The organism is Sphingomonas sp. BK580, assembly GCF_014194975.1.
Lineage (GTDB): Bacteria > Pseudomonadota > Alphaproteobacteria > Sphingomonadales > Sphingomonadaceae > Sphingomonas.
On sequence record NZ_JACIAY010000007.1, the window covers coordinates 234,847 to 258,611 of the forward strand.

16 protein-coding genes are annotated in these 23,765 nt (G+C 70.8%); 6 read left to right on the plus strand and 10 right to left on the minus strand.

All coding sequences use genetic code 11. The features are described 5' to 3' along the window. Nucleotides 1–146: 146 nt before the first annotated feature. Nucleotides 147–878: a GntR family transcriptional regulator gene (locus FHY05_RS14290; RefSeq protein ID WP_183945112.1), complete on the plus strand. Its 732-nt coding sequence runs from the start codon at nucleotides 147–149 to the stop codon at nucleotides 876–878. An 18-nt stretch (nucleotides 879–896) separates the two neighbouring features. On the opposite strand, the gene FHY05_RS14295 is transcribed toward FHY05_RS14290, so the two are convergent. The 8 genes from FHY05_RS14295 to FHY05_RS14330 form a co-directional block, all read right to left on the minus strand. Further along, on the minus strand, nucleotides 897–2,222 hold the full coding sequence (locus FHY05_RS14295; RefSeq protein WP_183945113.1) for an MFS transporter: 1,326 nt from the start codon (nucleotides 2,220–2,222) through the stop codon (nucleotides 897–899). Next, on the minus strand, nucleotides 2,219–3,553 hold the full coding sequence (locus tag FHY05_RS14300; RefSeq protein ID WP_260181566.1) for an amidohydrolase family protein: 1,335 nt from the start codon (nucleotides 3,551–3,553) through the stop codon (nucleotides 2,219–2,221). The genes FHY05_RS14295 and FHY05_RS14300 overlap by 4 nt, the downstream gene beginning before the upstream one ends. 42 nt (nucleotides 3,554–3,595) lie before the next feature. Further along, nucleotides 3,596–4,741 (minus strand): L-lactate dehydrogenase, encoded by a 1,146-nt coding sequence (locus tag FHY05_RS14305; protein WP_183945114.1) that lies wholly within the window; start codon nucleotides 4,739–4,741, stop codon nucleotides 3,596–3,598. A gap of 7 nt (nucleotides 4,742–4,748) precedes the next feature. After that, on the minus strand, nucleotides 4,749–5,525 hold the full coding sequence (locus tag FHY05_RS14310; RefSeq protein WP_183945115.1) for an enoyl-CoA hydratase: 777 nt from the start codon (nucleotides 5,523–5,525) through the stop codon (nucleotides 4,749–4,751). Next, nucleotides 5,522–6,706 (minus strand): CaiB/BaiF CoA-transferase family protein, encoded by a 1,185-nt coding sequence (locus FHY05_RS14315; RefSeq protein ID WP_183945116.1) that lies wholly within the window; start codon nucleotides 6,704–6,706, stop codon nucleotides 5,522–5,524. The genes FHY05_RS14310 and FHY05_RS14315 overlap by 4 nt, the downstream gene beginning before the upstream one ends. A gap of 91 nt (nucleotides 6,707–6,797) precedes the next feature. Beyond that, nucleotides 6,798–7,235: a c-type cytochrome gene (locus FHY05_RS14320; protein WP_183945117.1), complete on the minus strand. Its 438-nt coding sequence runs from the start codon at nucleotides 7,233–7,235 to the stop codon at nucleotides 6,798–6,800. A gap of 23 nt (nucleotides 7,236–7,258) precedes the next feature. Next, a complete protein-coding gene (locus tag FHY05_RS14325) occupies nucleotides 7,259–9,262 on the minus strand; it encodes a PQQ-binding-like beta-propeller repeat protein (protein WP_183945118.1) in 2,004 nt (667 codons plus the stop codon). Nucleotides 9,263–9,285: 23 nt separating this feature from the next. Continuing rightward, on the minus strand, nucleotides 9,286–10,242 hold the full coding sequence (locus FHY05_RS14330) for a cupin domain-containing protein (RefSeq protein ID WP_183945119.1): 957 nt from the start codon (nucleotides 10,240–10,242) through the stop codon (nucleotides 9,286–9,288). A gap of 140 nt (nucleotides 10,243–10,382) precedes the next feature. Here FHY05_RS14330 and FHY05_RS14335 point away from each other — a divergent pair, with 140 nt between their 5' ends. The 4 genes from FHY05_RS14335 (at nucleotide 10,383) to FHY05_RS14350 (ending at nucleotide 18,134) form a co-directional block, all read left to right on the plus strand. Continuing rightward, complete coding sequence (locus FHY05_RS14335; protein ID WP_183945120.1) at nucleotides 10,383–10,895, plus strand: CHRD domain-containing protein; 513 nt, start codon at nucleotides 10,383–10,385, stop codon at nucleotides 10,893–10,895. 2 nt (nucleotides 10,896–10,897) lie between these two features. Continuing rightward, nucleotides 10,898–13,177, plus strand: coding sequence for a PQQ-binding-like beta-propeller repeat protein (locus FHY05_RS14340; protein ID WP_183945121.1), 2,280 nt, complete (start codon nucleotides 10,898–10,900; stop codon nucleotides 13,175–13,177). A 392-nt stretch (nucleotides 13,178–13,569) separates the two neighbouring features. Next, the gene (locus FHY05_RS14345; RefSeq protein ID WP_260181567.1) at nucleotides 13,570–16,704 is read left to right on the plus strand and encodes a TonB-dependent siderophore receptor; all 3,135 of its coding nucleotides are present in this window, start codon (nucleotides 13,570–13,572) and stop codon (nucleotides 16,702–16,704) included. 647 nt (nucleotides 16,705–17,351) lie between these two features. Further along, complete coding sequence (locus tag FHY05_RS14350; RefSeq protein WP_183945122.1) at nucleotides 17,352–18,134, plus strand: FadR/GntR family transcriptional regulator; 783 nt, start codon at nucleotides 17,352–17,354, stop codon at nucleotides 18,132–18,134. An 85-nt stretch (nucleotides 18,135–18,219) separates the two neighbouring features. On the opposite strand, the gene FHY05_RS14355 is transcribed toward FHY05_RS14350, so the two are convergent. Beyond that, nucleotides 18,220–19,905 carry a DUF5597 domain-containing protein gene (locus tag FHY05_RS14355; RefSeq protein WP_183945123.1) on the minus strand — a complete coding sequence of 562 codons (1,686 nt, stop codon included), beginning with the start codon at nucleotides 19,903–19,905 and terminating at the stop codon, nucleotides 18,220–18,222. A gap of 106 nt (nucleotides 19,906–20,011) precedes the next feature. Further along, entirely contained in the window at nucleotides 20,012–23,020 is a 3,009-nt protein-coding gene (locus FHY05_RS14360; protein WP_409321780.1) for a TonB-dependent receptor, read from the minus strand. A gap of 209 nt (nucleotides 23,021–23,229) precedes the next feature. Here FHY05_RS14360 and FHY05_RS14365 point away from each other — a divergent pair. Further along, the coding region (locus tag FHY05_RS14365) for an alpha-glucuronidase family glycosyl hydrolase (protein ID WP_311732484.1) at nucleotides 23,230–23,765 on the plus strand (536 nt) is incomplete at its 3' end.

Here is a 23,765-nt window from a genome sequence, read left to right on the forward strand (position 1 = left end):
CGCGGCGTCCTGCCGTCTCCTGCGCGCCCGTCGCGGGGCGCACCGCCGCCCTCCCCCGACCGGAGGCGTCCGATGCCACCCTCCCGCCAGCGCCCGACGCTCGCCGACGGTTTGCCGTTGTCGACATGGCGAGCTATGAGCATGCAATGTCTGCCGACGCACCTCCCGCCGACGCCCGCGCGCCCGCCCGCAAGGGCGACCGCCACCAGGAAGCGGTCACGCTGCTGCGCCGGATGATCCTTTCCGGCGAGCTCGCTCCCGGCGAACCGCTGCGCGAGGTCGCGCTCAGCGAGCAGTTCGGCACGTCGCGCACGCCCGTCCGCGAGGCGCTGCGGACGCTGGCGGCGGAGGGGTTGGTGACGCTGCTGCCCAACCGGACGGTGCAGGTCAGCCAGCTCGACGAGCAGGCCGCCTCCGACGTCTTCAGCGTGCTCGGCGCGCTCGAGTCGCTCGCGGCGCGGCTCGCGTGCGAGCGGATGCGGCCCGAGGACATGGAGGTGCTGTCCGAGCTGCAGGGCGATCTGGCGCATTATTTCGAGGTGCGCGACCGGCCGCGCTATCTGGAGGCCAACCGGCTGATCCACGAGCATATCGTCGAGTCCTCCGGCAATTCCTCGCTGGTGTTGGCGTGGCGGCTGCTGCTGCCGCGGGCCGAGCGCGCGCGCCACGTCAGCACGCTCGACCACGCGCGCTGGGCCGAGGCGTTCCAGGAGCATGTCGAGATCGAGCGCGCCTTCCGCGCGCGCGACGCCGGCGCGATCGCGCGGCTGATGGAGGCGCATTTCGACAACGGCGCCGCCAGCATCCAGGAGGCGCGCAAGCGCGCCCGGCGCGAGCAAAGGTCGCGCGCGTACAAGAGCGCGCCCGGCGCCGAGTGACGCCGCGGCGGCGCGGGCTCAGCCGGCATCGCGATAGAGCAGCCGCGACGCGTCGATCCGCAGGAAGAGCAGCCCGCCCAGCGCCGACAGCGCGGCGAGCACGTACATCGCCGCGTTCCACCCGCTCCAGTGGAGGATATAGCCGGTGATCACCGCTGCGAGCGCGCCGCCGATGTTGCCGAAGGTGTTCATCACCGCCGACACCGACCCGGCATAGATCCCGCCGACGTCGAGCGTGAGCGCCCAGGAGACGCCGACGGTCAGCTCCAGCCCGAACACCGCGAGCGCGAACCAGGCGACACTCACCAGCGGCGAGGGGCTCAGCACCCCGGCGGGGATCGCCACCGCGGCGAGCGCGAAGCCCACCACCGCCACCGCGCGCCGCGCCCGGGTGACGCGGCCGGTGCGCCGCAGCAGATGGTCCGACACCCAGCCCCCCGCCACGTCGCCGATCACGCCCGCCATCAGCGGCAGGCTGGCGAACAGCCCCATCCGCGCCAGCTCGAAATCGCGCACCTCGCCGAGATACTTGGGGAACCACGTCAGGAAGATGTTGATCGAATAGGCGTAGCAGAAATACATCGCCGAGATCAGCCAGAGCTGCGGCTGCGCCAGGAGGCGCCGCCACGGCACGCGCGCCGTCGCCCCCGCCGCCGCCTGCGGCGCCAGCGCCGCCGCGATCATCTCGCGCTCGGCGGCGTTGGTGCCGGCATGATCCTGCGGTCGGTCGCGGTAATAGCCGAACCACACCGCGGCCCAGACCAGCCCCAGCCCGGCGAAGATCAGGAACGGCGCGCGCCAGCCGAGGTGGATCATCAGCCACACCACCAGCAGCGGGGTCAGCGCCGCGCCGAGCCGCGCGCCCGCGTGCGTCACGCCCTGCGCGAAGCCGCGCTCGGAGGGCAGCATCCAGCGGCTGAGCGAGCGCGTCGCGTTCGGGAAGGCGCCCGCCTCGCCGCAGCCGAACAGGAAGCGGCAGGCGATCAGCGAGCCGAGGCTCCACGTCGCGGTCGTCAGCGCGGTGAAGCTCGACCACCATACCACCACCGCGGTGAGCACGCGGCGCGGGCCGAAGCGGTCGCCGAGCCAGCCGCCGGGGATCTGGAACAAGGCGTAGCCGATCTGGAACACGCCCAGCACCCAGCCCCAGGCGCGATCGCCGATGCCATATTCGTGCTGGATCATCGGCCCGGTCACCGAGATGACCACCCGGTCCATGTAGGTGATCATATAGGCCAGCACGGTGAGCCACAGCACGACGTGGCGCACCCGCGTCGGTCGCGCCGCCGCGGCCGCCCCGGCCGGGGGCGAGGCCGGCGCCGCGGCGAGCGGCACCCCGTTCATCGGACCGACGGCACCTTGCTGCCGCCGACATAGACCGCGGCGATGCGGCGGCTGTTGAGGATGTCGCGCGTCGGGTCGGCGTCGAGCACGACGAAGTCGGCGAGTCGCCCGGTCGCGATCACGCCGCGGTCGCCGGTGCCGAGCCACTGCGCCGAGCGACCGGTCGCGGCGTGGATCGCCTGCGCCGGGGTGAAGCCCGCCTTCACCAGCTGCTCCAGCTCCCAATGTTCGGAATAGCCCGGCAGCCGCCCCGGCGGCCCCGCGTCGGTGCCGAAGCCGTAGCGCACCCCGGCGCGCGCGAGCGCCATCTCGTTGTCGCGCGCCTGCTCGTCGATCCTGGGCAGCGCGGGATAGATGCGGCTCGCCGCGATCGACTTCTCGCGCTCGGGGCTCTCCAGCCCCGCGATCGTGGCGGGATCGGCAGCCTGGCGGAAGAACGGGTCGCGCGTGCGCGGGTTGTCCGCGGCGAAGGCGTAGACCGCGGCCTCGCGGCTGAGCGTGCCGGCGCCCTGCCACACGCCGCGCGCCTTCATCGCGTCGATCAGCTCGGCGTCGACCGGCTTGTCGCGCACGCTGTGCATGAAGCCGTCGATCCCCTGCGCCACCAGCATCTTGGCGTCGGCGAGGTAGAAGACGTGGGCGAGCACGCGCATGCCGCGGCGGTGGCCGGCGTCGATGATCGCCTTGCTGATCGCATAGGGCATCTTCGGCATCGCGCCGAGTTCGTCGTCCATCCACAGCTTGATGTAGTCGACGCCCTTGCGCGCCTGCGCGTCGACCTCGGCGGCGGCCTCCTCCGGCGTGGCGACCGGATGGTTGATCCCCGGCACGCCGCCGTAGCCGCCCTTGAACACCAGCCCCTGCCCCGCGGTCAGCAGCCGCGCCATCGTCTGCGGGCCGTCGCGGCCGGCGTCGCGGATCGCGAGCACGCTGTCCTTGTCGGTGCCCATCGACTGCACCGTTGTCACCCCGAAAGCGGCGTAGGTGCGCAGGTCGCGCCGCACCGACTCGGGCGTGAAATAGTCGGCCTTCTGGACGAGGTCGCGGACGGTGCCGATGTGGACGTGGAGATCGATGATCCCCGGCATCAGATACTTGCCGCCGAGGTCGACGGTGCGAACGCCGCGCCGCTTCGGCGCCTTGCCCTGCGCGCCGACCCAGCGGATCCGCGCGCCGTCGACCAGCATCGCCTGCCCCGCGCGCGGCGCGGCGCCGGTGCCGTCGATCAGCGTGAAGCCGCGGTAGAGCACCGGCTCCGCCTGCGCCGCGCCCGCCAGCAGCAGCGCGGCGAGCGACGCCCACCGCGCCGCACCCGTCATCGTCCGTCGCATCGTCATCCTCCCAGGCTCTTCCAGCATCGTGCGGCGGGTCGCTCAGCGCGGCGGGGCGACCAGCACGTCGCGCCCCACCGCGGTCACGTCGCGCTGCCCCGCGAGCGCCATCGCCACCGCCAGCTCGTGGCGCAGCAGCGCAAGCATCCGCGTCACCCCCGCCCCGCCCTGCGCGCCGAGCGCATAGGCCCAGGCGCGCCCGAGCAGCACGCCGCGCGCGCCGAGCGCGAGCGCGCGCAGCACGTCGGTGCCCGAGCGGATGCCGCCGTCCATCAGCACCTCGGCGCGGCCGTCGACCGCCTCCACCACGCGCGGCAGCGCCGCGATCGCGGAGGGCGCACCGTCGAGCTGGCGGCCGCCGTGGTTGGAGACGATGATCGACTCCGCCCCGGCCGCGACCGCGTCGCGCGCGTCCTCGGCGTCGAGCACGCCCTTGATGACGAGCCGCCCGCGCCAGTGCCGGCGCAGCCAGTCGAGGTCGGCCCAGGTGACCGAGGCGTCGAAGTTGCGGCTGACCCAGGCGGTGAACTCGGCCAGCCCCGCGCCGCCCGGCATCTTGGCGGCGTAGTTGCCGAGCGTGTGCGGCCGTCCGCGCACGCCGACGTCCCACGCCCAGGCGGGATGCCGCGCGATCTCCACCGCGCGCCGCAGCCGCGCCGCCGCGCCCTGGTCGCCGGTCAGGCTGGTGCGCACGTCGCGGCGGCGCGGGCTGTGCACGATCAGGTCGACCGTCAGCACCAGCGTCTCGACCCCCAGCGCGGCGGTGCGCGCGAGCAGGTCCTCCATGAAGCCGCGGTCCTTGATGATGTAGAGCTGGAGCATCACCGGCGCCGCCGCGGCCACCTCCTCGATCCCGCAGCAGGACGAGGAGGAGAGGATGAACGGCACCCCCGCCGCCGCCGCCGCGCGCGCCGCCTGGACCTCGCCGCGCCGCGCGTACAGCCCGGCGAGCCCGATCGGCGCGAGCGCCACCGGGAAGTCGGCCGCCTGCCCCATCAGCGTCGTGGCCAGGCTGAGCCCGTCGACGTCGCGCATCACGCGCTGGCGCAGCTTCAGCGCGGCGAGATCCGCGGTGTTGGCGCGCAGCGTCTCCTCGGCATAGGAGCCGCCGTCGATATATTCGAACAGGAAGTCGGGCAGGCGCCGCCGCGCCATCTCCCGGAAATCGTCGACCGAGGCGGCGATCATCGCCCGCTCACGCGCCGCGCCACCGCGGCGTGTCCTTGGCGAGGAACGCGCGCACGCCCTCGGCGAAGTCGGCGCTGCCGTAGACGCGCGCGATCAGGTCGGCGATGTCGGGCTGCGCGGCGACGGCGGCGCGGCGGATCGCCTCCTTGCTCACCGCCATCGTCAGCGGCGCGTGCGCGAGCAGCCGCTCGACCAGCGCGGCGACGGTGGCGTCGATCTCCGCGGGCGCGACCACGGCGTTGACCAGCCCGAGCGCGTGCAGCTCGGCCGCGTCGACGATCTCGGCGCCGAGCAGCAGCCGCTTCGCCATCGCCACGCCGGCATGCTGGACCAGCCGGCCATAGCCGCGCGCGGACAGGCAGTTGCCGATCGTCCGCGCCAGCGGCGAGCCGAACCGCGCGCCCGCGGCGGCGACGCGGAAGTCGCTCGCGAAGGCCAGCGCCAGCCCGCCGCCGACCGCCCAGCCGTCGACGATCGCGATCACCGGCTGGGGCAGCGCCTCGACCGCGCCGACATAGCCGTCCATCTCGGCCTCATAGGCGACGCCCTGATCGCCGCCGGTGAAGTCGCGGAAGCCGGCGATGTCGGTGCCCGAGACGAACGCCTTGCCGCCAGCGCCGCGCAGCGTCACGACGCGCACCTCGCGGTCGACGGCGATCGCGGCGCAGGCCTCGCCCAGCCCGCGCCACATGTCCCAGGTGAGCGCGTTATAGGCGGCGGGGCGGTCGAAGGTGATGCGCGCGACCGCGCCCTGCTTCTCGTAGCGGGTGACTCCCGCGCTCACGCCGTCGCGCCCTGCGCCAGCCGGCCCGCCGCGCGCAGCTCGCCGCGGATCTCGTCGCCGTGCTCGTCGAGCAGCGGCGGCGGATAGCGCACCTGCTGCGGCGTCGCCGACAGCTTCACCGGGAAGCCGAGCGCCTTGATGCTGCCCTCCACCGGGTGCGGGATGTCCTGCACCATGGCGCGCGCCTGCGCGTGCGCGCTGGTGGTCGACTGCGCGTAGTCGAGGATCGGCCCGGCCGGCACGCCCGCGGCGAGCAGCGCGTCGACCCAGTCGGCGACGGTACGCGCGCGGAAGCTGGGACGGAGCAGCTCGATCAGGTCGCGCGCGTTGCCGACGCGCGCGCTGTTGTCGACGAAGCGCGGGTCGTCCGCCAGCTCGGCGCGATCGATCACGCCGAGCAGCGCGAGCCACAGCTTCTGGTTGGCGGCGGCGAAGACGAACCAGCCGTCCGCCGCCTCCACCGCCTGATAGGGCGCGGACATGCGGTTGGCGCTGCCGAGCGGGCGCGGGCTCCTGCCGGTACCCCACAGCTCCGCGGTCTCCCACACGGACAGGCCGAGCGCGGCCTCGAACAAGGAGGCGGTGACGAGCTGCCCCTCGCCGGTGCGCTCGCGCACGAAGAGCGCGGACAGGATGCCATAGGCCGCGAACAGCGCCGAGCCGAGATCGCCCACCGGGGTGGTGTTCTTGACCGGTTCGGCGTCGGGGAGGCCGACCGCGCTGATCAGCCCCGACATCGCCTGCGCGATCAGGTCGTAGCCGGGGCGAGTCGCCCAGGGCCCGCTCGCGCCGAAGCCCGAGATGCTGGCGTAGATCAGCCGCGGGTTGCGCGCGCGCAGCGTCTCATAGCCCATGCCCAGCCGCGCGGCGACGCCGGGGCGGCCGTTCTCCACCAGCACGTCGGCGGTGTCGACCAATGCGTAGAAGGTGTCGCGGTCGGCCGCGTCCTTGAGGTCCAGCACGATGCTGCGCTTGTTGCGGTTGAGCGCGAGGAAGCCGGGGCTGTCCTCGCCCTTGAGCCGGAAGCCCATCGAGCGGCGCGAGCTGTCGCCGACGTGCGGCGGCTCCACCTTGATGACGTCGGCACCCATGTCGCCCAGCAGCATGCAGCAGAACGGCCCCGCCATCACCTGCGACACGTCGAGCACGCGGATCCCCGCCAGTGGCTGATCACCCGTCATCATCCCCGCCCGGCCCCCCGACGCTTCTGTGTATTCACCTTAGATATCTTGCATACAACATTGACATGCGTCGGCAAGGGCTGCGGCGCGCTCATGCGCCCGGCTTGTCCTGCGTGATCGCGATCGTGCCGAGCGCGCCCGCGTCGCTCGGCAGCTCCGCCGCGCCCGCGGGGAAGCCGTTCTTCGACAGGATCATCGCCTCGACGTCGGCCACCTTGGCGGCGCCGAGCGAGTTGGGATTGTCGAACGGCATCGTCGTCTTGATCCGCGTGAACAGCGCCGCGGCGCTCTGGCCGTTCCAATTGGCGAGGAAGCCGCTGCCCGCGAGCGCCGGCGCCTGGTCGTTGCCGCCGAGCGCGTCGCCGTGGCAGCTCGCGCAGTGGGCGGCGTAGACCGCGGCGCCGCGCTGCACCTGCGCCGCGGTGTAGACTCCGCCCCAGACGCTCCGCGGCGCGGCCTGCGACAGCGCGACCGCGGGCAGCGCGACCAGCGCGACGGCGAGCAACGGGCGGAGCGACGGATGGGTCATGCGCACCTCTGGGGACGGGCCGCTCACGCGGCGGGGAGACGGAAGGCGACCAGCTCGCTGCTGTACGCGCCGCCGCCGATCGCGAGGACGATGTACTGGCGCTGGTCGAGCATGTAGGTCATCGGCGCGCCCGTCTGGCCCGCGGGCATGTAGACCGCGCCCTTCTGCTCGCCGCTGGCCTTGTCATAGGCGCACAGCATCGCGCCGCGCCGCCCGTCGGGCAAAGTGAAGACGCCGGGTTCGCCGCAGATCACCAGCGTCTTCGTCACCAGCGGCCCGACATTGCCCGAGCGCCCCGTCTTTGGGATGGTCAGGCCCTTGAGCTTGGGATGGTTGCGCACCGTGTCGGGGGTCTCGCCGTGCGCCACCTGCCACAGATGCGCGCCGCGCCGGAGCTCGATCGCGGTGATCCTTCCGTAAGGCGGCTTGAGCAGCGGCAGCCCCTCCACCGTCAGCGCGCCGTACGTATGCTCGCCGCGGCGCGGCGCGTCGGGCATGCCGCGCACGTTGATCACCGCGAAGTCGGAGCGCTTCGGATCGTCGTTGGGCAGCTCGCTCATCACGTCGGCCACGGTCTTGGAATAGACGTAGACCACGCCCGTCTCGGGGTCGGCGCCACCGCCGGGCCAGTTGGTGCCGCCGGTCAGGTTGGGCGCGGTGAGCGTGCCCCAGGTGCCCTCGCGGTCGAACATCGAGGCCGGGGTGAAGAGCGGGCCGCGGCGATAGTTCTTCGCGACCGCCAGCGCCTCGGCGCGCAGCTCCGGGGTGAAGTCGATGAGATCGTCGTCGCCGACGCCCTGGACGTCATAGGCGGCGGGGCGCGACGGGATCGGCTGGGTCGGCGCGTACCACTCGCCCGGCACGTCGCCCTTGGGCACCTTGCGCTCGGGGATCAGCCAGATCGGCTTCCCCGTCGCGCGGTCGAGCACGTAGAGGAAGCCCTGCTTGGTCGGCTGCGCGAGCAATTGTCGCATGCGCCCGCCGACCGGCACGTCGAGCAGCATCGCGGCGCAGGGAATGTCATAGTCCCACAGCCCGTGGTGGACGAGCTGGTAGTGCCACTTGCGCTCGCCGCTATCGAGGTCGACCGCGACGATGCTCTCGCCGAACAGCCCCGGTCCGCGGCGGTACTGGCCGCCGACGTCGCCGGTCGGCAGCTCGATGCCGAGGTAGGCGAGGTTGAGCGCGGGATCGGCCGAGATCTGGCACCACATGCCGGCGTTGCCGATCGCCGCGGTGCCGTCGAGCCAGGTGTCATAGCCGAACTCGCCGGGACGCGGGATGGTGTGGAAGATCCACTTCCGTCGCCCGGTGCGCGCATCATACCCGCGCACGTAGCCGCGCACGTTGTCGCGCGTCCTGGGCACGTTGCCCGCGGTATGCGCGGCGCCGACCACGACCGTGTCCTTGGCGACGAGCGGGGTCGAGTTGAGCCCGACGTCGCTCTCGATCAGGTCGATCTCCTGGTCGAACTCGGTCTTGAGATCGACCACGCCGTCGCTCCCGAAACCGGGGATGCGCTGGCCGGTGCGCGGGTCGAGCGCGATCAACCGATAGCCGATCGTGACATAGAGCAGCCGCTCCTCCGTGCCGTCGGTCCAGTAGGACACGCCGCGCCCGGAGAGCTGGCGCGGCGCCTTGCGCGCGCGCTCGCCCTCGTCCTCGCGGTGAATCCACAGCAGCTCGCCGGTCGCGGCGTCGAGCGCGACCACGTCGCGGCGCGATCCCGCGGTGGAGTAGATCACGCCGTTGACCACCAGCGGGGTCGCCTCGAGCTGATAGTCGGGGCGCGCGCCGAGCGAGTCGGTTCGGAAGCGCCACGCCACCTCCAGGCTGCTGAAGTTCTCCGCGTTGATCTGGTCGAGCGCGGCGTAGCGCGTGCTCGCCAGATCGTTGGCATAATGCAGCCAGTCGGTGTCGCCGGGGGCGCGCTGCCGCGGGCTGCCCTGCGCCGCCGCGAAGGGCGCGCGCAGCGCCAGCAGCGTGAGCGGCGGCAGCGCCAGCAGCGCGCGTCGGGTGAAGCGCATCGCGCGATCCCCTGCCGGCGGCCTCAGTGCGCCGGCTCGAAGTTGTGCAGGATGACCGGGCGCGGGTTGATCGGGATGCGGGTCGACATCGGCGCGCTGGGATCGTTGCCGGCGCGATGCCAGCGCCCGCGCGCCGCGGTGACCACGTCACCCGGCTCCGAGGTGAAATAGGGATAGCCCTCGATCTTGTAGCCGATCTTGCCTTCCATGATGAACCAGAACTCGGTCCATTCGGTATGAAAATGGCCCTTGTTGGTGTCGGGCGGCACCGCGTCGGCGGCCTTGCCGCGCAGGATGTTCGAGGTCCAGTGATCGTCCCACACGAACTTGCCGTTGTACGGCTTGTCGCCGACCGCGATCGTCTTGAAGAAGTCGACGTAGATCGGGTTGGTGTCGCGGTCCTTCGCCGGGCCGGGATTGCCCGTCACCTTGACATAGGTGCGGCCCTTGACCGGATCGGGAGTCTCGCTGGCGGGATAGAGCGGCGCGGTGCCGGCCTGGCGCACCTCGAACCAAACGGCGGGCTGCTGCCCGACATTCTCGAGCGAATAGACGTGGCGGAACGGCACGCTGACCATGAAACCCTTCGTCGCGGTGAAGGGCTCGGCGCCGTCGATCGTCACGCGCAGGCTGCCGTCCCACACGATGAACATGATGCGGTCGTCGGCGAAGAAGCGCGGCTTGGTCTTCCTGCCCGCGCCGAGCGATACGTAATCGGCGTCCTGCTCGGGGTTGCGCACCACGGGATGGACCCAGTCGCTCTGGCCGCGATGCGCCGCGCGGATGTCGGCGAGCTTCCAATGGACCTTGTTGGGGGCGCTGTAAGCGGTCGGCTGCGTCGGCTTGGGCGCCCAATATTCGCCGGGCATCTTGGGCTGGGTCACCGGCATCGGATCCTCGCGGCCGGAGAATTGGGCGGAGGCCGCGACCCCGCCGCCGAGCGCGGCGAGCGCGCCGCACAGGTACAGCAACCCTTTCATCCCACTCTCCTTTTTGCGACGCTGCCCGTGGGCGCGCCGTTTGTATGGACAGGTGCAATCTTGTATGCGATCTGAGACCGCGTCAAGCACACTGACGATGATCATCGGCGGGACGAGCCGGGATGGTGGGGAGGATCGGGATGCGCTGGACGCTGGCGGGGCTGCTGTTGACCGCGACCCTCGCCGCCCCGCTGCACGCCGCCGACTATCAGGCCGATCTCGGCCCGATGCCGCTCGACGACGAAACCAAGGCGGTGATCGCGGGGCGCGGCGAGGCGGAGGCGCGGCTCGACGGCACGCGGCTGACCGTCAGCGGCCGCTTCCGCGGGCTGCCCTCGCGCGCCACCGCGGCGCACCTGCTGATCGGCCCCGCGATCGGCGTGCCGGGCACCAGGGCGCTGGCGTTGACGGTGAGCGGCGACACAGAAGGCACGATCGCGGGCCGCTACCGGCTGAGCGGGGCACAGGCCGCGGCGCTGCGCACCGGGCGGCTGTACGTCCAGATCGACAGCGAGAAGGCGCCGCCGGGCTATAGCTGGGGACGGAAGGGGACGTTGTGGGGCTGGCTGCTCCCCGCGCACGCGCGCGCCACCCCCGGCGTGCCGCAGCGCGGCGCCTGGTTCCTGCCGCAGCTCGACACGCCGCGGCGCTGACCATGCAACACTTTACCTTGCGCCCCCGTGCCGCGCTCCCGCTCGCCGCCGCCGGTCTCACGCTCGCGGGCACGATCGCGGTGGCGCAGCAGCCCGGCGGGCTCTTCACCCGCGCGCAGGTCGCCGCGGGACGCGGCGCCTATGCCGAGCAATGCGCCGCCTGCCACCAGAGCGACCTCGCCGGCGCCACCGACGCGCCCGCGCTGACCGGCGCCTCGTTCAACTCGGTATGGGGCAAGCGCGCGGTCGCGGCGCTCTACAGCAAGATCCACGCCTCGATGCCGTACGGCCGCGGCGGCAGTCTCGAGGACGCCACCTATGACGCGATCGTCGCCTATATCCTCTACGCCAACGGCGCGCCCGCGGGCGACACGCCGCTCGACCGCGGCGCGACGACCCTGCTCGGCGCGGTAGCGAGCGGGACGCCTCCCGCCGACGCCTTCGCCGACCCCCAGGCCACCGCCGCGACCGGCGCGCCCGCCGGCAGCACCGCCTCGCAGGAGGCACAGATCGGCGGCGCCAAGGAGTCCGCCCCCGCCAACGGCCCCGGCGGCGCCGCCGCGCCCGCCACCTCGGCGGGCTTCGCCGCGCCGGGGCAGAAGGTGAAGTACGCCGACCCCGGCCGCTTCGTGCTGCCGAGCAAGCCGGGGCTGAGCCTCAGGGGCGCGATCGCCGACTATCGCCCCGTCACCGACGCGATGCTGCGCGAACCGCCGCCGGGCGACTGGCTGATGTTCCGCCGCAACTACCAGGGGTGGAGCTACAGCCCGCTGGCGCAGATCGACACGGGCAACGTCGCGCGGCTCCAGCTCAAGTGGATGTGGTCCATGCCCGAGAACGGCACGATGGAGGACACCCCCATCGTCCATGACGGCATCATGTACATGTGGGGCGTCGGCAACGTCATCCAGGCGCTCGACGCGCGCGACGGCGAGCTGCTGTGGGAGAACCGCCTCGGCCCCTTCCCCACCAGCGCCGGCCCCGGCCCGTCCTCGGTGGAGACGCGCGCGATGGGGCTGTGGGGCACCAACCTCTACGTCAACACGCCCGAGGGCTGGGTCTACGCGCTCGACGCGCGCAGCGGCGAGGAGGTGTGGAAGACGCACATCACCGACGAGAAGCCCGGCGTCGGCCGCTCCACCGGCGGCCTGATCATCATCAAGGGCAAGGTGATCGTCGGCATGACCAATTGCGGGCGCAAGGGCACGCCCGACCATTGCTATATCAGCGCCTATGACGCCGCGACGGGCAAGCGTGACTGGCGATTCACTACCGTCGCGCTGACCGGCCAGCCCGGCGGCGACAGCTGGGGCGCGCTGCCCGACGACGAGCGCAAGGGATCGGAGACCTGGATCGCGGGCACCTACGATCCCGAACTCGACACCACCTACTGGGGCACCGCGCAGGGCAAGCCGTGGCGCCGCGACGAGCGCGGCTCCGCCAACGGCGCGACCGACTACGCCAACTCGACGCTCGCGCTCGACCCCGGCACGGGCAGGCTGCGCTGGTGGTTCAACCACGCGCCCGGCGAGACCTTCGACCTCGACGAGGTGTTCGAGCGCGTGCTGGTCGATCACGGCGAGCGCAAGTCGCTCTACACGATCGGCAAGGCGGGGATCCTGTGGCAGCTCGACCGGACGAACGGCAAGTTCCTCGGCGCCACCGAGACCGTGTTCCAGAACGTCTTCACGCGGATCGACCCGGTGACCGGCCGGCCGAGCTACCGCGACGACGTGGTCAAGCAGCAGTCCGACCAGTGGCTCGCCTCCTGCCCCGGCCCGGAGGGCGGACACAATTGGCAGGCGATGAGCTATCACCAGCCGAGCGACGCGCTCGTGATCCCGCTCAGCCAGAGCTGCGTGCTGATGCTCGGCAACGGCAGCCAGGTCTATTACGAGATGCCCGGCACCGGCGGGCAGCTCGGCCGGCTCTCCGCCTATCGCGCGCGCGACCGCGCGCCACTGTGGACCGTGCAGCAGCGCGCGCCCTTCCTCACCTCGGTGGTGTCGACCGCGGGCAACCTTGCCTTCGTCGGCGATTTCGACCGCGTGTTCCGCGCGGTCGACGTGCGCACCGGCGAGACGCTGTGGAAGACGCGGCTGGGCACCACGGTGCAGGGCTTCCCCGTATCCTTCGCGGTCGACGGCAAGCAATATGTGGCGGTCACCACCGCGCTGGGCGGCGGCAGCCCGCAGCTCAAGCCGGGGACGATGCTGACCGAGGTACATCGCCCGATCACCGGCTACGCGGTCTATGTCTTCGGGCTGCCGGAGGAGAGGTGACCGCTATCGCCCGCGCCGTCCGCGCCGGCGATCTGGCACCCTAAGCCGCCCGACCAGGGGCGCTAGCGCTAGGCGGTCAGACCAATCTTCCCGTCCTTGAGCGCGATCGCTGCCGCCGCCACCCGCGGGTGCGGGTGCAACGCGCACCGCATCGAATCGCTCGCAACGGTGCGCCGTGAGGATTGTAAGAAACGACCGTGCACACACCTCAACTTTTCTGTCGACAATGATGCAGATCTGTCGGACAACTCTGCCGGACGGAGAGGATCAGGTCGGCGATGTCCGACCGGCAGCGCAGGTTCGAGCGGAACAACCGCCGGACCGATCGGGTCGCCGATGCGCCGCGCGGGGAGTCGGCCTGCCTCTTCCACGACGGGAGGAGGGGTCTGGATATGATCGTGTTCGAGATGGAGCTGAGCCACGGCATGGCGGCATGCCGCCGCGGCGTGCTGATGGCGGCGAGCGGGACGGCGCTCGCGCTGGCATTGGCGATGCCGGCGCAGGCGCAGGCGCAGACCGAGCCGGCCGCGCAGACCGCCCCTTCCCCGACGATCCAGCCCGGCTCGGCCGCGGCGACGCCGTCGGGCGCCGACCCCGCCACCGCCGACAGCGCGGCGACGGTCGACCAGCCCGATCCCGCCGCCGAGCCCGGCAGCGACATCATCGTCACCGGCTCGCGCATCACCTCGAGCGGCTTCAACGCGCCCACGCCGACCCAGGTGATCGGCGCGGCCGACCTGCAGCGGCTGGCGCAGCCCAACATCTTCAACGCCGTCACGCAGCTGCCCTCGCTGCAGGGATCGACCGGGCGCGCCACCTCGGTGGGCAGCACGTCGAGCGGCATCCAGGGGCTGAGCTCCTTCTCGCTGCGCGGTCTGGGCGCGATCCGCACGCTGACGCTGCTCGACGGGCAGCGCTTCGTCGGCGCCAATTACTCGGGCGTGCCCGACGTCAGCCAGTTCCCGCAGCTGCTCGTCCAGCGCGTCGACGTCGTCAACGGCGGCGCCTCGGCGTCCTACGGGTCGGACGCGGTCGGCGGCGTGGTCAACTTCATCACCGACAAGCGCTTCAAGGGCTTCAAGGCCAACCTTCAGGGCAGCATCACCACCTACGGCGACGACGCCGGCGTCACCGCGCAGGCGGCCTGGGGCAACAGCTATTACGAGGACCGGCTCCACGTCGTGGTCAGCGCCGAATACGGCCGGCAGGGCGGCGTGCCCAACCCGGGCTTCGGCATCGTCGGCGCGAACGGCCGCGACTGGTACAATTCGCCCGCCTTCGTCCAGACCGGCGTGACCAACACGCCCGCGGGCCAGCCACGCATCTTCTACATCCAGAACGCGCAGCAGTATCAATATTCGAAGTTCGGCCTGATCACCTCGGGCCCGCTCCAGGGCATCGCCTTCGGCGCCAACGGCCAGCCCTACCAGTTCCAGTACGGCTCGAACGGCGTGCCGACCGGGACCGGCGCGGTGACCGGCTGCACGCCCTCCTTCTGCTCGCGCGGCGACACCAGCGGCGTGGTCGGCGCGGGCACCAGCCTCGCCTCCAAGCTGGAGCGCTACAATTACTACTCGCGCGTCGGCTTCGACTTCGCGCCCAACAACGAGATCTACTTCACCTTCAACGGCTCGCGCGTCAGCTCGGAGAATTCACCCAACCCGGGCTACGCCCAGCAGGCCAATCTCACGATCCAGTGCGGCCTCAACAACGCCAACGCCAACCCGTTCGTGCCGCAGTCGATCCAACAGGCCTGCACCAACGCCGGCATCACCCAGTTCCAGTACGGCTCGGCGCTGGCGCAGCTCGGCGACTTCATCGAGGTCAAGCCGGTGCGCACCAACCTGCGCTACGTCGTCGGCGCGAACGGCAAGTTCCGCGGCCTCGGCACGGAGTGGAGCTACGACGCTTACTACGAGTACGGGCGCAACTACACCGACCTGCACGTCGACAACATGCTCAACATCTCGCGCTTCCGCGCGGCCTATCAGGCGGTGCGGCTGCCCAACGGCACGATCGGCTGCGCCAATGCGGCGGCGCGCGCCGCCGGCTGCGTCCCGCTCAACATTATCGGCGACGGCGGCGTGACCGAGGCCGCGCTCAACTACGTCAAGCCAGCGATCGGCCCCTATCAGCACACCTGGTCGACGCAGAACGCGGGCGCGATCAGCTTCAACGGCCAGCCGGTCTCGACCTGGGCGGGGCCGCTGTCGGTCGCGTTCGGCTACGAGTATCGCCGCGAATGGTATCGCACCAAGGCCGATCCGTACGGCAACGGCGTCACCGCGGCGAACCCGAACACCTCCGACTATCCCGCCGACCCGACGCAGAACACGCTGACCGGCGGCAATTGGTACGCCGGCAACTACAAGAACGGCACCGGCCGCTACAACGTGCACGAGGGCTTCCTCGAGCTCGACATCCCGATCTCGAACGAGGACCAGATCGGCCGCGCCAACATCAACGCGGGCGTCCGCCAGACGCGCTACAGCACCTCGGGCTGGATCACGAGCTGGAAGGTCGGCGGCACGTGGGACACGCCGCTCACCGGCATCAAGCTGCGCGGCGTGACCTCGCGCGACGTGCGCGCGCCCAACCTCTCCGAGCTGTTCCGCACGCCGACCTTCGCCAACGCCACCTTCCTCGATCCGCGCGCGCCGGGCAGCTCGCCGACCGCGGGGCAGTTCGTCCAAGCGCCGTCGAACACGATCGGCAACACCGCGCTGAAGCCGGAGACCTCGCGCAACACCACCGGCGGCATCGTCTTCGACGGCACCGCCGCCGGCTTCCTGCCGGGCTTCAGCGCCTCGTTCGACTATTACAACATCAAGGTGGAAGGCATCATCACGCCGTTCAGCGGGCAGTCGGCGATCAACCAGTGCTTCCTGCAGAACCTCGCGCAGTTCTGCGGCTCGTTCAATCTCGACGCCGCGGCCGGCCCGCTGTTCGTCAACGAGCAGCTGTTCAACTTCGCGCGCGTGCGCACCAACGGCTTCGACATCGAGGCGAGCTACCGCCGCCCGCTCAGCGGCGTCGGTCTGCCGGGCGCGTTCACGATCCGCGGCCTCGCCACGCGCACGCTGCACTATACCGAGACCTCGGGCCTCCCCGGCACGATCCCGACCGAGCAGGCCGGCAACAACCGCGGCAACGTGCCCGACTGGAAGGTGTTCGCGATCCAGAGCTGGGACACGGACGACTTCTCGCTGTCGGTGACCGAGCGCTGGTTCTCCGACGGCGTCTACTCGAACGAATATATCCAGTGCGATCCGGGCAGCTGCCCGGCGCCCGATCCGACCGGCAACATCACCACCATCAACGACAACACGATGCCCGGCGCGCTCTACGTCGATCTCGGCGGCTCGTTCAACATCAGCAAGAGCATCTCCGCCTACGCCAAGGTGGACAATCTCTTCAACAAGGCGCCCGAGCCCTCGCCGCAGAACGGCGTGACCTACGGGTTCAACCCGGTGTTGTACGACGTGCTCGGCCGCACCTTCCGTCTCGGCCTGCGCCTCAGCCTCTAGGGGCCGAAGCGTGCTCCGGCGTCGGCGGGAGCATGCGGGACGGGTCAGACGACGATCACACGCTCGGCCGCCTCCCCTTGGCCTTGCCCTGGCGCCCGAGGACCCTCCTCGGGCGCCATTTCTCGTTGAAGCGGCATCGGCGACGGGCTCGGCGGCCAGCGCCCCGACGCGGCAGGCGGCGCGGCCGCGTCGGGGCCGCTCGCTCGCAGCGGCTCACCGGCAGGATGATCCGACGATCGCTGGTCGGGCTCGGCACGCCGTCATGGGCCAGCTCGAGCACGGCGCGGATCGTGCCGCGCCCGCCCCGGACCGTGGCCCAATCCGAGAAGGGGGACTGGCCATCGCGGCCGATCGCAGCTGGGCCGTGGCGAAGCGCAGGTCTGGGCTCAGCCCCGGCGATCTCGCGCGCGTCGCCCCTCGCGGCATCACGCTCGCGTGCTCAGAAGCGAACGATCGCGGTCGCTCTTCCCGGAGCAGCCAGCAGCTGAGGCGCCCCGCTGCTCCCGCACGACGTCACCGGCCGCGGCCGAGCGATCGCTTTTGGGATTGTCGGATGACATGGTAAGGCATGCGATCGGTCGATGATCGTGCGAGTGGTGTTCGGACCGTGCCCCACGCCGCAGAGTGGATAGGACGAAGCGACGCTGATGACTGATCGGTCCAAGGACGTCCCCGAGAGACTGTACATGCATGTTGCCAGGCGTCTGCAGCAGTCGATCAGACTGGGGCACTATCCGGTGAACAGTCGACTGCCATCCGAGCGCGAGATCGCGGATGCGTACGGCGTCAGTCGACCCACGGTCCGCGAAGCCACTATCGTCCTTGAGTTGCGAGGCGTGGTCGAGATGCGCCACCGAGCGGGCGTTTACGTCATCGCCACCGAGCCCGAAGAAGTTGAGTCCAACCTGGCGGACAATGTCGGCCCCTTCGAGGTCACCGAGGCACGGCGGCTCTTCGAAGGGGAGGCCGCGGCCCTGGCGGCCGCAACAATCGAGCAGACCGAGCTGACCGAACTCGAGGACCTGCTATCGCAGATGGCAGAGGGTGAATTGGATCAGTCGATCCGCGAACGCGCGGACCGGGATTTCCATCTGACCCTGGCCCGCGCGACCCGCAACGAAGCGATCGTGAGCGTCGTCCAGACGCTCTGGGACAAGAGGTACAGCTCCCCGCTCTGTGCCTACCTCTTCTCGCTTGCCAAACAGATCGGCATCCAGCCGCCGGTCGAGGACCATCGGCGCATTCTCGCCGCGCTACGGGCCCGGGATCCGGAGGGGGCTCGCGAGGCCATGCGCGCTCACCTGACGCGTGTCACCGAGAGCCTCTACCGAGCGACGGAGCACGACGCACGCGAGCGCACGAGGCTCAAGATGGACGAACGGCGGCACGTCTTCGCGCGGCGCGCCGGCGTGTCCGAGCCGGCGGAGTGACGACGCGACGCACCGCTTCATCAGTGCGGTGCGGCGACCCGCGCTGATCCGACGGCAGTGACGCCCCGCGCGGCTCGCCCGCGTGCTAGCGGTAGCGGTAGAGCCGGACCCGGTAGATCTTCCTGTCGCCGGCGTCCTTCGAGAACAGCCGCAGGGACTGCCCCTGCCCCGTCTCGTCCCCGTTCAGTCGACGCCCGGCGACCATCCCGCCCTCCCGAAGGAACTGTTCGTCGATGCTCTCGACGCCGACGATCGGCTCGCCGGGGCGATCTGTGGTGAAGCTGAGCTGCGCATCGCCGCTGCCGACGACCAGGAACTCATCCGGGGCGGTCTGCAGGAACATCGCGGCGACGCGACTGGTCTGGTCGACATCACCCTTCGGTCCGCCGGCGCGCGCCATGTTGACGACATAGTCGCCGATGCGCCCGCGTCCGGCGCGCTGCGCGCCGCCTTCCATCAGCACGGTGGTGAGCCCACCCTCCACCTGCTTCTGCAGGATCAGCGGGGCGAGAGGGGCAAGCTGGCCGTAGAGCGCGGTCATCGCCGGGTCGCCCTCGCCGGCCGCACTGAGCCCGATGCTCGCGTCCCCCTGCAGCACCACGCCCTCGCCATCGATGCCGAACGGCGAGAAGCCGACGGCGCGGAGCGTACCGAGGCTGTAGAGCGCGTTGGCCGCCCCGACCGCTCCGCCGCGCGCCTCCGGCACGAACAACGGATTGTCAGGACGCGCGTACTGCGACGCCCAGTTGGCGTAGTCCTCGAAATAGATGTCGGGCGCGAGGAAGTCGAGCGACGGCGCGCCCGCCTTGTAGACATCGATGGCGAAGGGGAGCGGACCGCCCGAATTGTACTGGCCGGGCTCATAATTGGGCCGGATCAGCGCCGCGTTGGTGAACATCGGGAGCGGGTACTGCGCCTTTCCCGCCGCGGTGACGCCCTCGATGTAGGTCGCGTACGCCCATGACATGAACAGCGAGTCCGTCATCGCCGCGTCGCCGAACACCTCGCGCCACGTTCCCGCGGTGCGCGCTCCAGCGGCCTCCCAGGCGGTGCGCAGCGTCGGGTGCAGCGTGGCGCGGTTCGCGGCGAGGTAGCGTAGCAGCGGCTCGGGCACCGGCGCGGCCAAGGCCGTATCCGCCGCGTCCGAATGATCGCGCGACTCCGGGATGACGCCGACCTCGTTCTCGACCTGCACCATCAATATCGTGTGCTGCGCGCCGTCGACCGCGCGCAGGTGTCGCATCAGCGCGGTGAAGGCGCGCGCATCCGCGTCGCGCGTGGTGGTCGAGAACGGCGACAGCCGTTCGGTTCCCCGCCCGTCGCTGGTCTGAGCGCGCGGGAACCGGGTCTGATCGCGCTTCACCCACGCGGGCACGTAGCTGGAATAGGTGTTCTTCCACGCCCCGAACCAGAGGAGCACCAGCCGGAGGTTCTGCGCGCGCGCGCCCTTCAGCAAGCCGTCGACATTGCTGAAGTCGAAGCGGCCCTCCTGCGGCTCCACCGTCTCCCACGCGACCGGGGCGAGCACCGTGTTGAGGTTCATTCCCTTCAGCTTGGGCCAGATCGGCGCCATGTAGGCGAGGTCGCTACTGCTGGAGTTGTGGAGCTCGCCGCCGAGCACGAGGAAAGGCTTGCCGTCGACGATCAGCTGCGTCGCCTTACCGCGCCGCTCAAGGTGCGGTGCGCCCGCGGACTGCGCCTGTGCAGCCGTGCTGGCGAGCAGGACGATCCCAGCCGAGAACAGACGGGCGGCGGTTAAGAGGCTGGGCATCGCAGCTCCGTGAGGCTTGTCGCGCGAGAAAAGGGTCGGCCTCTCGCAGGAGGCCGACCTAGCATCGGCACATCTCGGAGAAGGAGTCGAGACGTGCCGGAACCGCTTAGAAGCTGGCGCGCAGGCCGAAGAGGACCTGGCGTCCGGGATAGTAGACGTTGTACGCGGCATTGTCGTAGCCGAAGGTCGTGCGGATCGGCGCGTTGGTGAGATTGAGCATGTCGAGCGTGAGCCGCACTGCCTTGTTCATGAAGGGCAGCTGATAGCCGGCCGACAGGTCGAGCTGGCCGCGCGCGTCCGCCAGCAGGCCCAGCGGGAGGTTGTTCTGCGGCGCGTTGGCCGCGATCACCCCGCCCTGCCAGACGTAGTTGAGGCTCAGCGACAGGCCATAGTTCTCGTAATAGCCCTGGAGATTGTACTGCCAGCGCGGGACGCCCGCGGCCACGAGCCCGCTGTCGGACTTCTGCGTGATGTGCGTGCCGTTGGCCTGGAAGCCGAGCCCCTTGAAGACGAAGTCGAGCGGCTGGTTCCACGTCCCCTCGATCCCCTTGATCACGAGGTTGTTGAGGTTGACCGGCAGGTTGACCGTGATCGGCACCGCGGACACCGCGACGCCCGAGGCGGCGGCACGGTCGAGCAGCGCCTGGCGCTGCGTCGCCTGCAGCGCGTCGACCGGGATGTTGAGCTCGGAGAAGGGCGTCGCCTGCTGGATCGTGGCGGTGAAGCCGTTGATGCTCTTTCGGAAGAGCGCCACGCCGATGTAGCCCGCGCCGCCCGTGTAGAACTCGCCTCCGACGTCGATGTTGTCGGACGTGTAGGGCTGGAGCGCGGGGTTGCCCGCCGTGGCGATCTGCGCGCTCGGGTCGGAGAAGGTGACGCCGGGCAGGATCGAGCCCGCGTCGGGCCGCGTCAGCGACTTGGACACGGCGAAGCGCAGCTTCAGGTTGTCGAGCACGTCGTAGCTGAGGTTCGCCGACGGCAGCACCTCCTCGTAATCCGAGTCCGCGACGATATCGACGATGGCGGCGCCGATCTGGCTGGGGCCGACGACGTGCTGCTTGGTGTAGGTGTAGCGGAAGCCCGCGTTGGCGCGCAGCTCGCGGCCGAACAGCTCGGACGTGCCGTTGATCTCGGCGTAGCCGCCGTAGACCTTCTCGTCGATGTCTCCGGTCGACCCGCCCGTCACGGCACCGCGCGTCTCCGGCGCGGTGTCGCGGAACTGCGCGTAGTTGGTCACTTCCTTCAGGCGATCGAGGTCGGGGACGATGAAGCTCGTCACGCCGAACGAGCCGCGCGACAGGTGGCCGAAGTTGGTCGCGGCGGTGCGCATCAGATATTGCGGGATCGCGCTGGTGGGGACGCTGCCGGTGTTGCCGGTGCACGGACTGCCGCACACCGACAGCTGGAACGGATTGGTGTTGTCGTAGGCGCGGACGCTGCGCTTGGCCTGGTCGTAGGCCGCGCCGAACTTCACGTTGAGCGCGTCGTCGCCGACATAGACGTCGAGGTGCGCGCCGCGCGTCTCGGTCTCGCGACGCACGTTCTGGACGTTGACGCGATACCATTGCCAGCCGAGGTTCGGGTCACCCAGGTCGACGTTGGCAGCGATGATCGGCTGCGGGTTGCCGTTGGTGTTGTCGTAGGTCACCTCGACGCCCGAGTTGGGCGCGGTCTGGAAGGCGAAGGTCGGCTGCTCCCGGAAGAAGGTGCTCTTGCCGAAGTTGGCCGACAGGTCGACCTTCACCGTCTCGCTCGGCTTCCACGACGCGCTCGGCGTCACGTTCCAGAACTTGGTGTCCTGGTTGAAGATGCTGTTCTCGGAGAAGAAGGAGGAGTTGGCGAACACGCCCGAGGTGACGACGTTGTTCGAATCGACCTCGATGTCGAACGGCACCATGCCGCCGGTCGACTGCGGCGACGTGCCCGGCCCCGAGTTGCGCACCTGCCAGTTCATGTTCGAGCGCAGGTAATCGCGCTTCGACCGCGCCCAGATCCCGTCGAGTGCGAAGTGCAGCGCGTCCGAGGGGCGCCACTCGACCGCGCCGACCACCGAGATGCGCTCGCGGGTGCCCTCGGTCAGCACGGGACGGCCGAGCCGCGGGAGGATCGCCTTGGAGAGCTGCGACAGCGACAGCCCCGAGGTCGCCGCCAGGTCCACCGGCGTGCCGGCGACCAGCCCATGGCCGACGTTGGCGGGCGTGATCGAGGCGAAGCTGAAGCCGTTGCTCTCCGGCGGCGACACGTTGCACCCGGTGCCGCAGGCGAGGTTGGCGTCGGTGAAGCCGACCGTGTCATAGCCGTCGACACGGGTCTTCTGGCGGACGCCCGCGACGCCGAGCAGCACGCCGAACGTGTCGCCGAAGGTGTGGCTGGCGACCAGCGCGCCGCGCGGACCGACCTTGTCGTTGCTGTCGGTATAGGCACCCTGCGCGACCACGGTGACGTGCGTGCCCGGCTTGTCGAACGGCCGCGCGTTGCGCAGGTTGACCGTGCCCGCGATGCCGCCCTCGAGCGTCGCGGCGGTCGGCGTCTTGGCGACGTCGAGCCGGGTGAACAGCTCGGACGGGAAGAAGTCGAGATCCACCTCGCGGTTGCCACCGCCCGAGCCGTTGGTGCCGCCGTCCGACGCCACGGCGAACTGGGTGCCGTTGAGCAGCACCTTGGAGAAGCTGGGGCCGAGGCCGCGGATCGAGACCTGCGTGCCCTCGCCGCTGATGTCGCGGTTGAGGCGCACGCCCGGGATGCGGTTGAGCGTCTCGGCGAGATTGGTGGCGGGCAGCTTGCCGATGTCCTCGGCGAAGATCGAGTCGCCGAACGCGACCGAGTTGCGCTTGGCGTTCGTCGCGCTCTGCAGGGAGGCGCGGATCCCGGTGACGACGATGTCGGCGCTCGGCTGGCCCGTCTCGGTGGTCTGCTCGACGCTCTGCACCGCGCCCTGCGGCACCTGCGCGTCCGGGTTGGCGGCACTATCCACCTGAGTCGCCGGAGAAGGCTGCTGGCCGCCGGGTCCCGGCGCCGCGGTGTCCTGCGCCTGCGCCTCGGCGGCGACGAGGGCGAAGCCAGCGGCAGCGACCAGCAATGGCAGGCGATTGTTGCGGCGACGACGTACGGACACGAGGCCTCTCCTCCGATGGTGTGACGCCCGCTTCGAACCGGCGGGCTGCGCAGCGCCGTTAGCGCTATCATCGCCTTGGTAGGCCGACGCGGCGGTATCGTCAAGCCGCTGGGAGATTTTGGCCTGACAGTTTCGACCGCTTCGGCTATCGCGATGTCAGTCACGCGTCAGAGCCTGCTGCCGGTGCAGGTCGTTCGGAGGTGGAGAGGATGGATCGGGGAGGAAGCTTTCGCGTCGTCGCGACCGCGCTGGCGCTGCTGCTCGCCGGCACCGCGCCGGCGCGGGCCGAGGACGGCTACCGGCTGTGGCTGCGCGCCGACGCGCCGGCGGGGTCGAGCGCGCGCGTGACGCTGCGCGGCGACGGCGCCACGCTGCGGCTCGCCGCCGACGAGCTGTCGCGCTCGCTGCCCGCGGCGGCCGGCGACGTGACGCTCGCGCTCGCGGGCGACCCGCAGGTGGCGGCGCTGCGCCTGCCGACCGCGGCGCTGGGCGACGAGGGCTATCTCGTCCGCCGCGTGCGGCTCGGCGGGCGCGACACGCTGCTGGTCACCGGCAACGGCGAGCGCGGGCTGCTCTACGGCAGCTTCGCGCTGCTGCGCCATCTCGCCACCGGGGGCAGCGCCGCGACGGTGGCGCTCGCCTCGGCGCCCCGGGTCAAGCTGCGCGTGCTCAACCACTGGGACAATCTCGATGGCAGCGTGGAGCGCGGCTACGCCGGCCAGTCGCTGTGGGACTGGTGGACGCT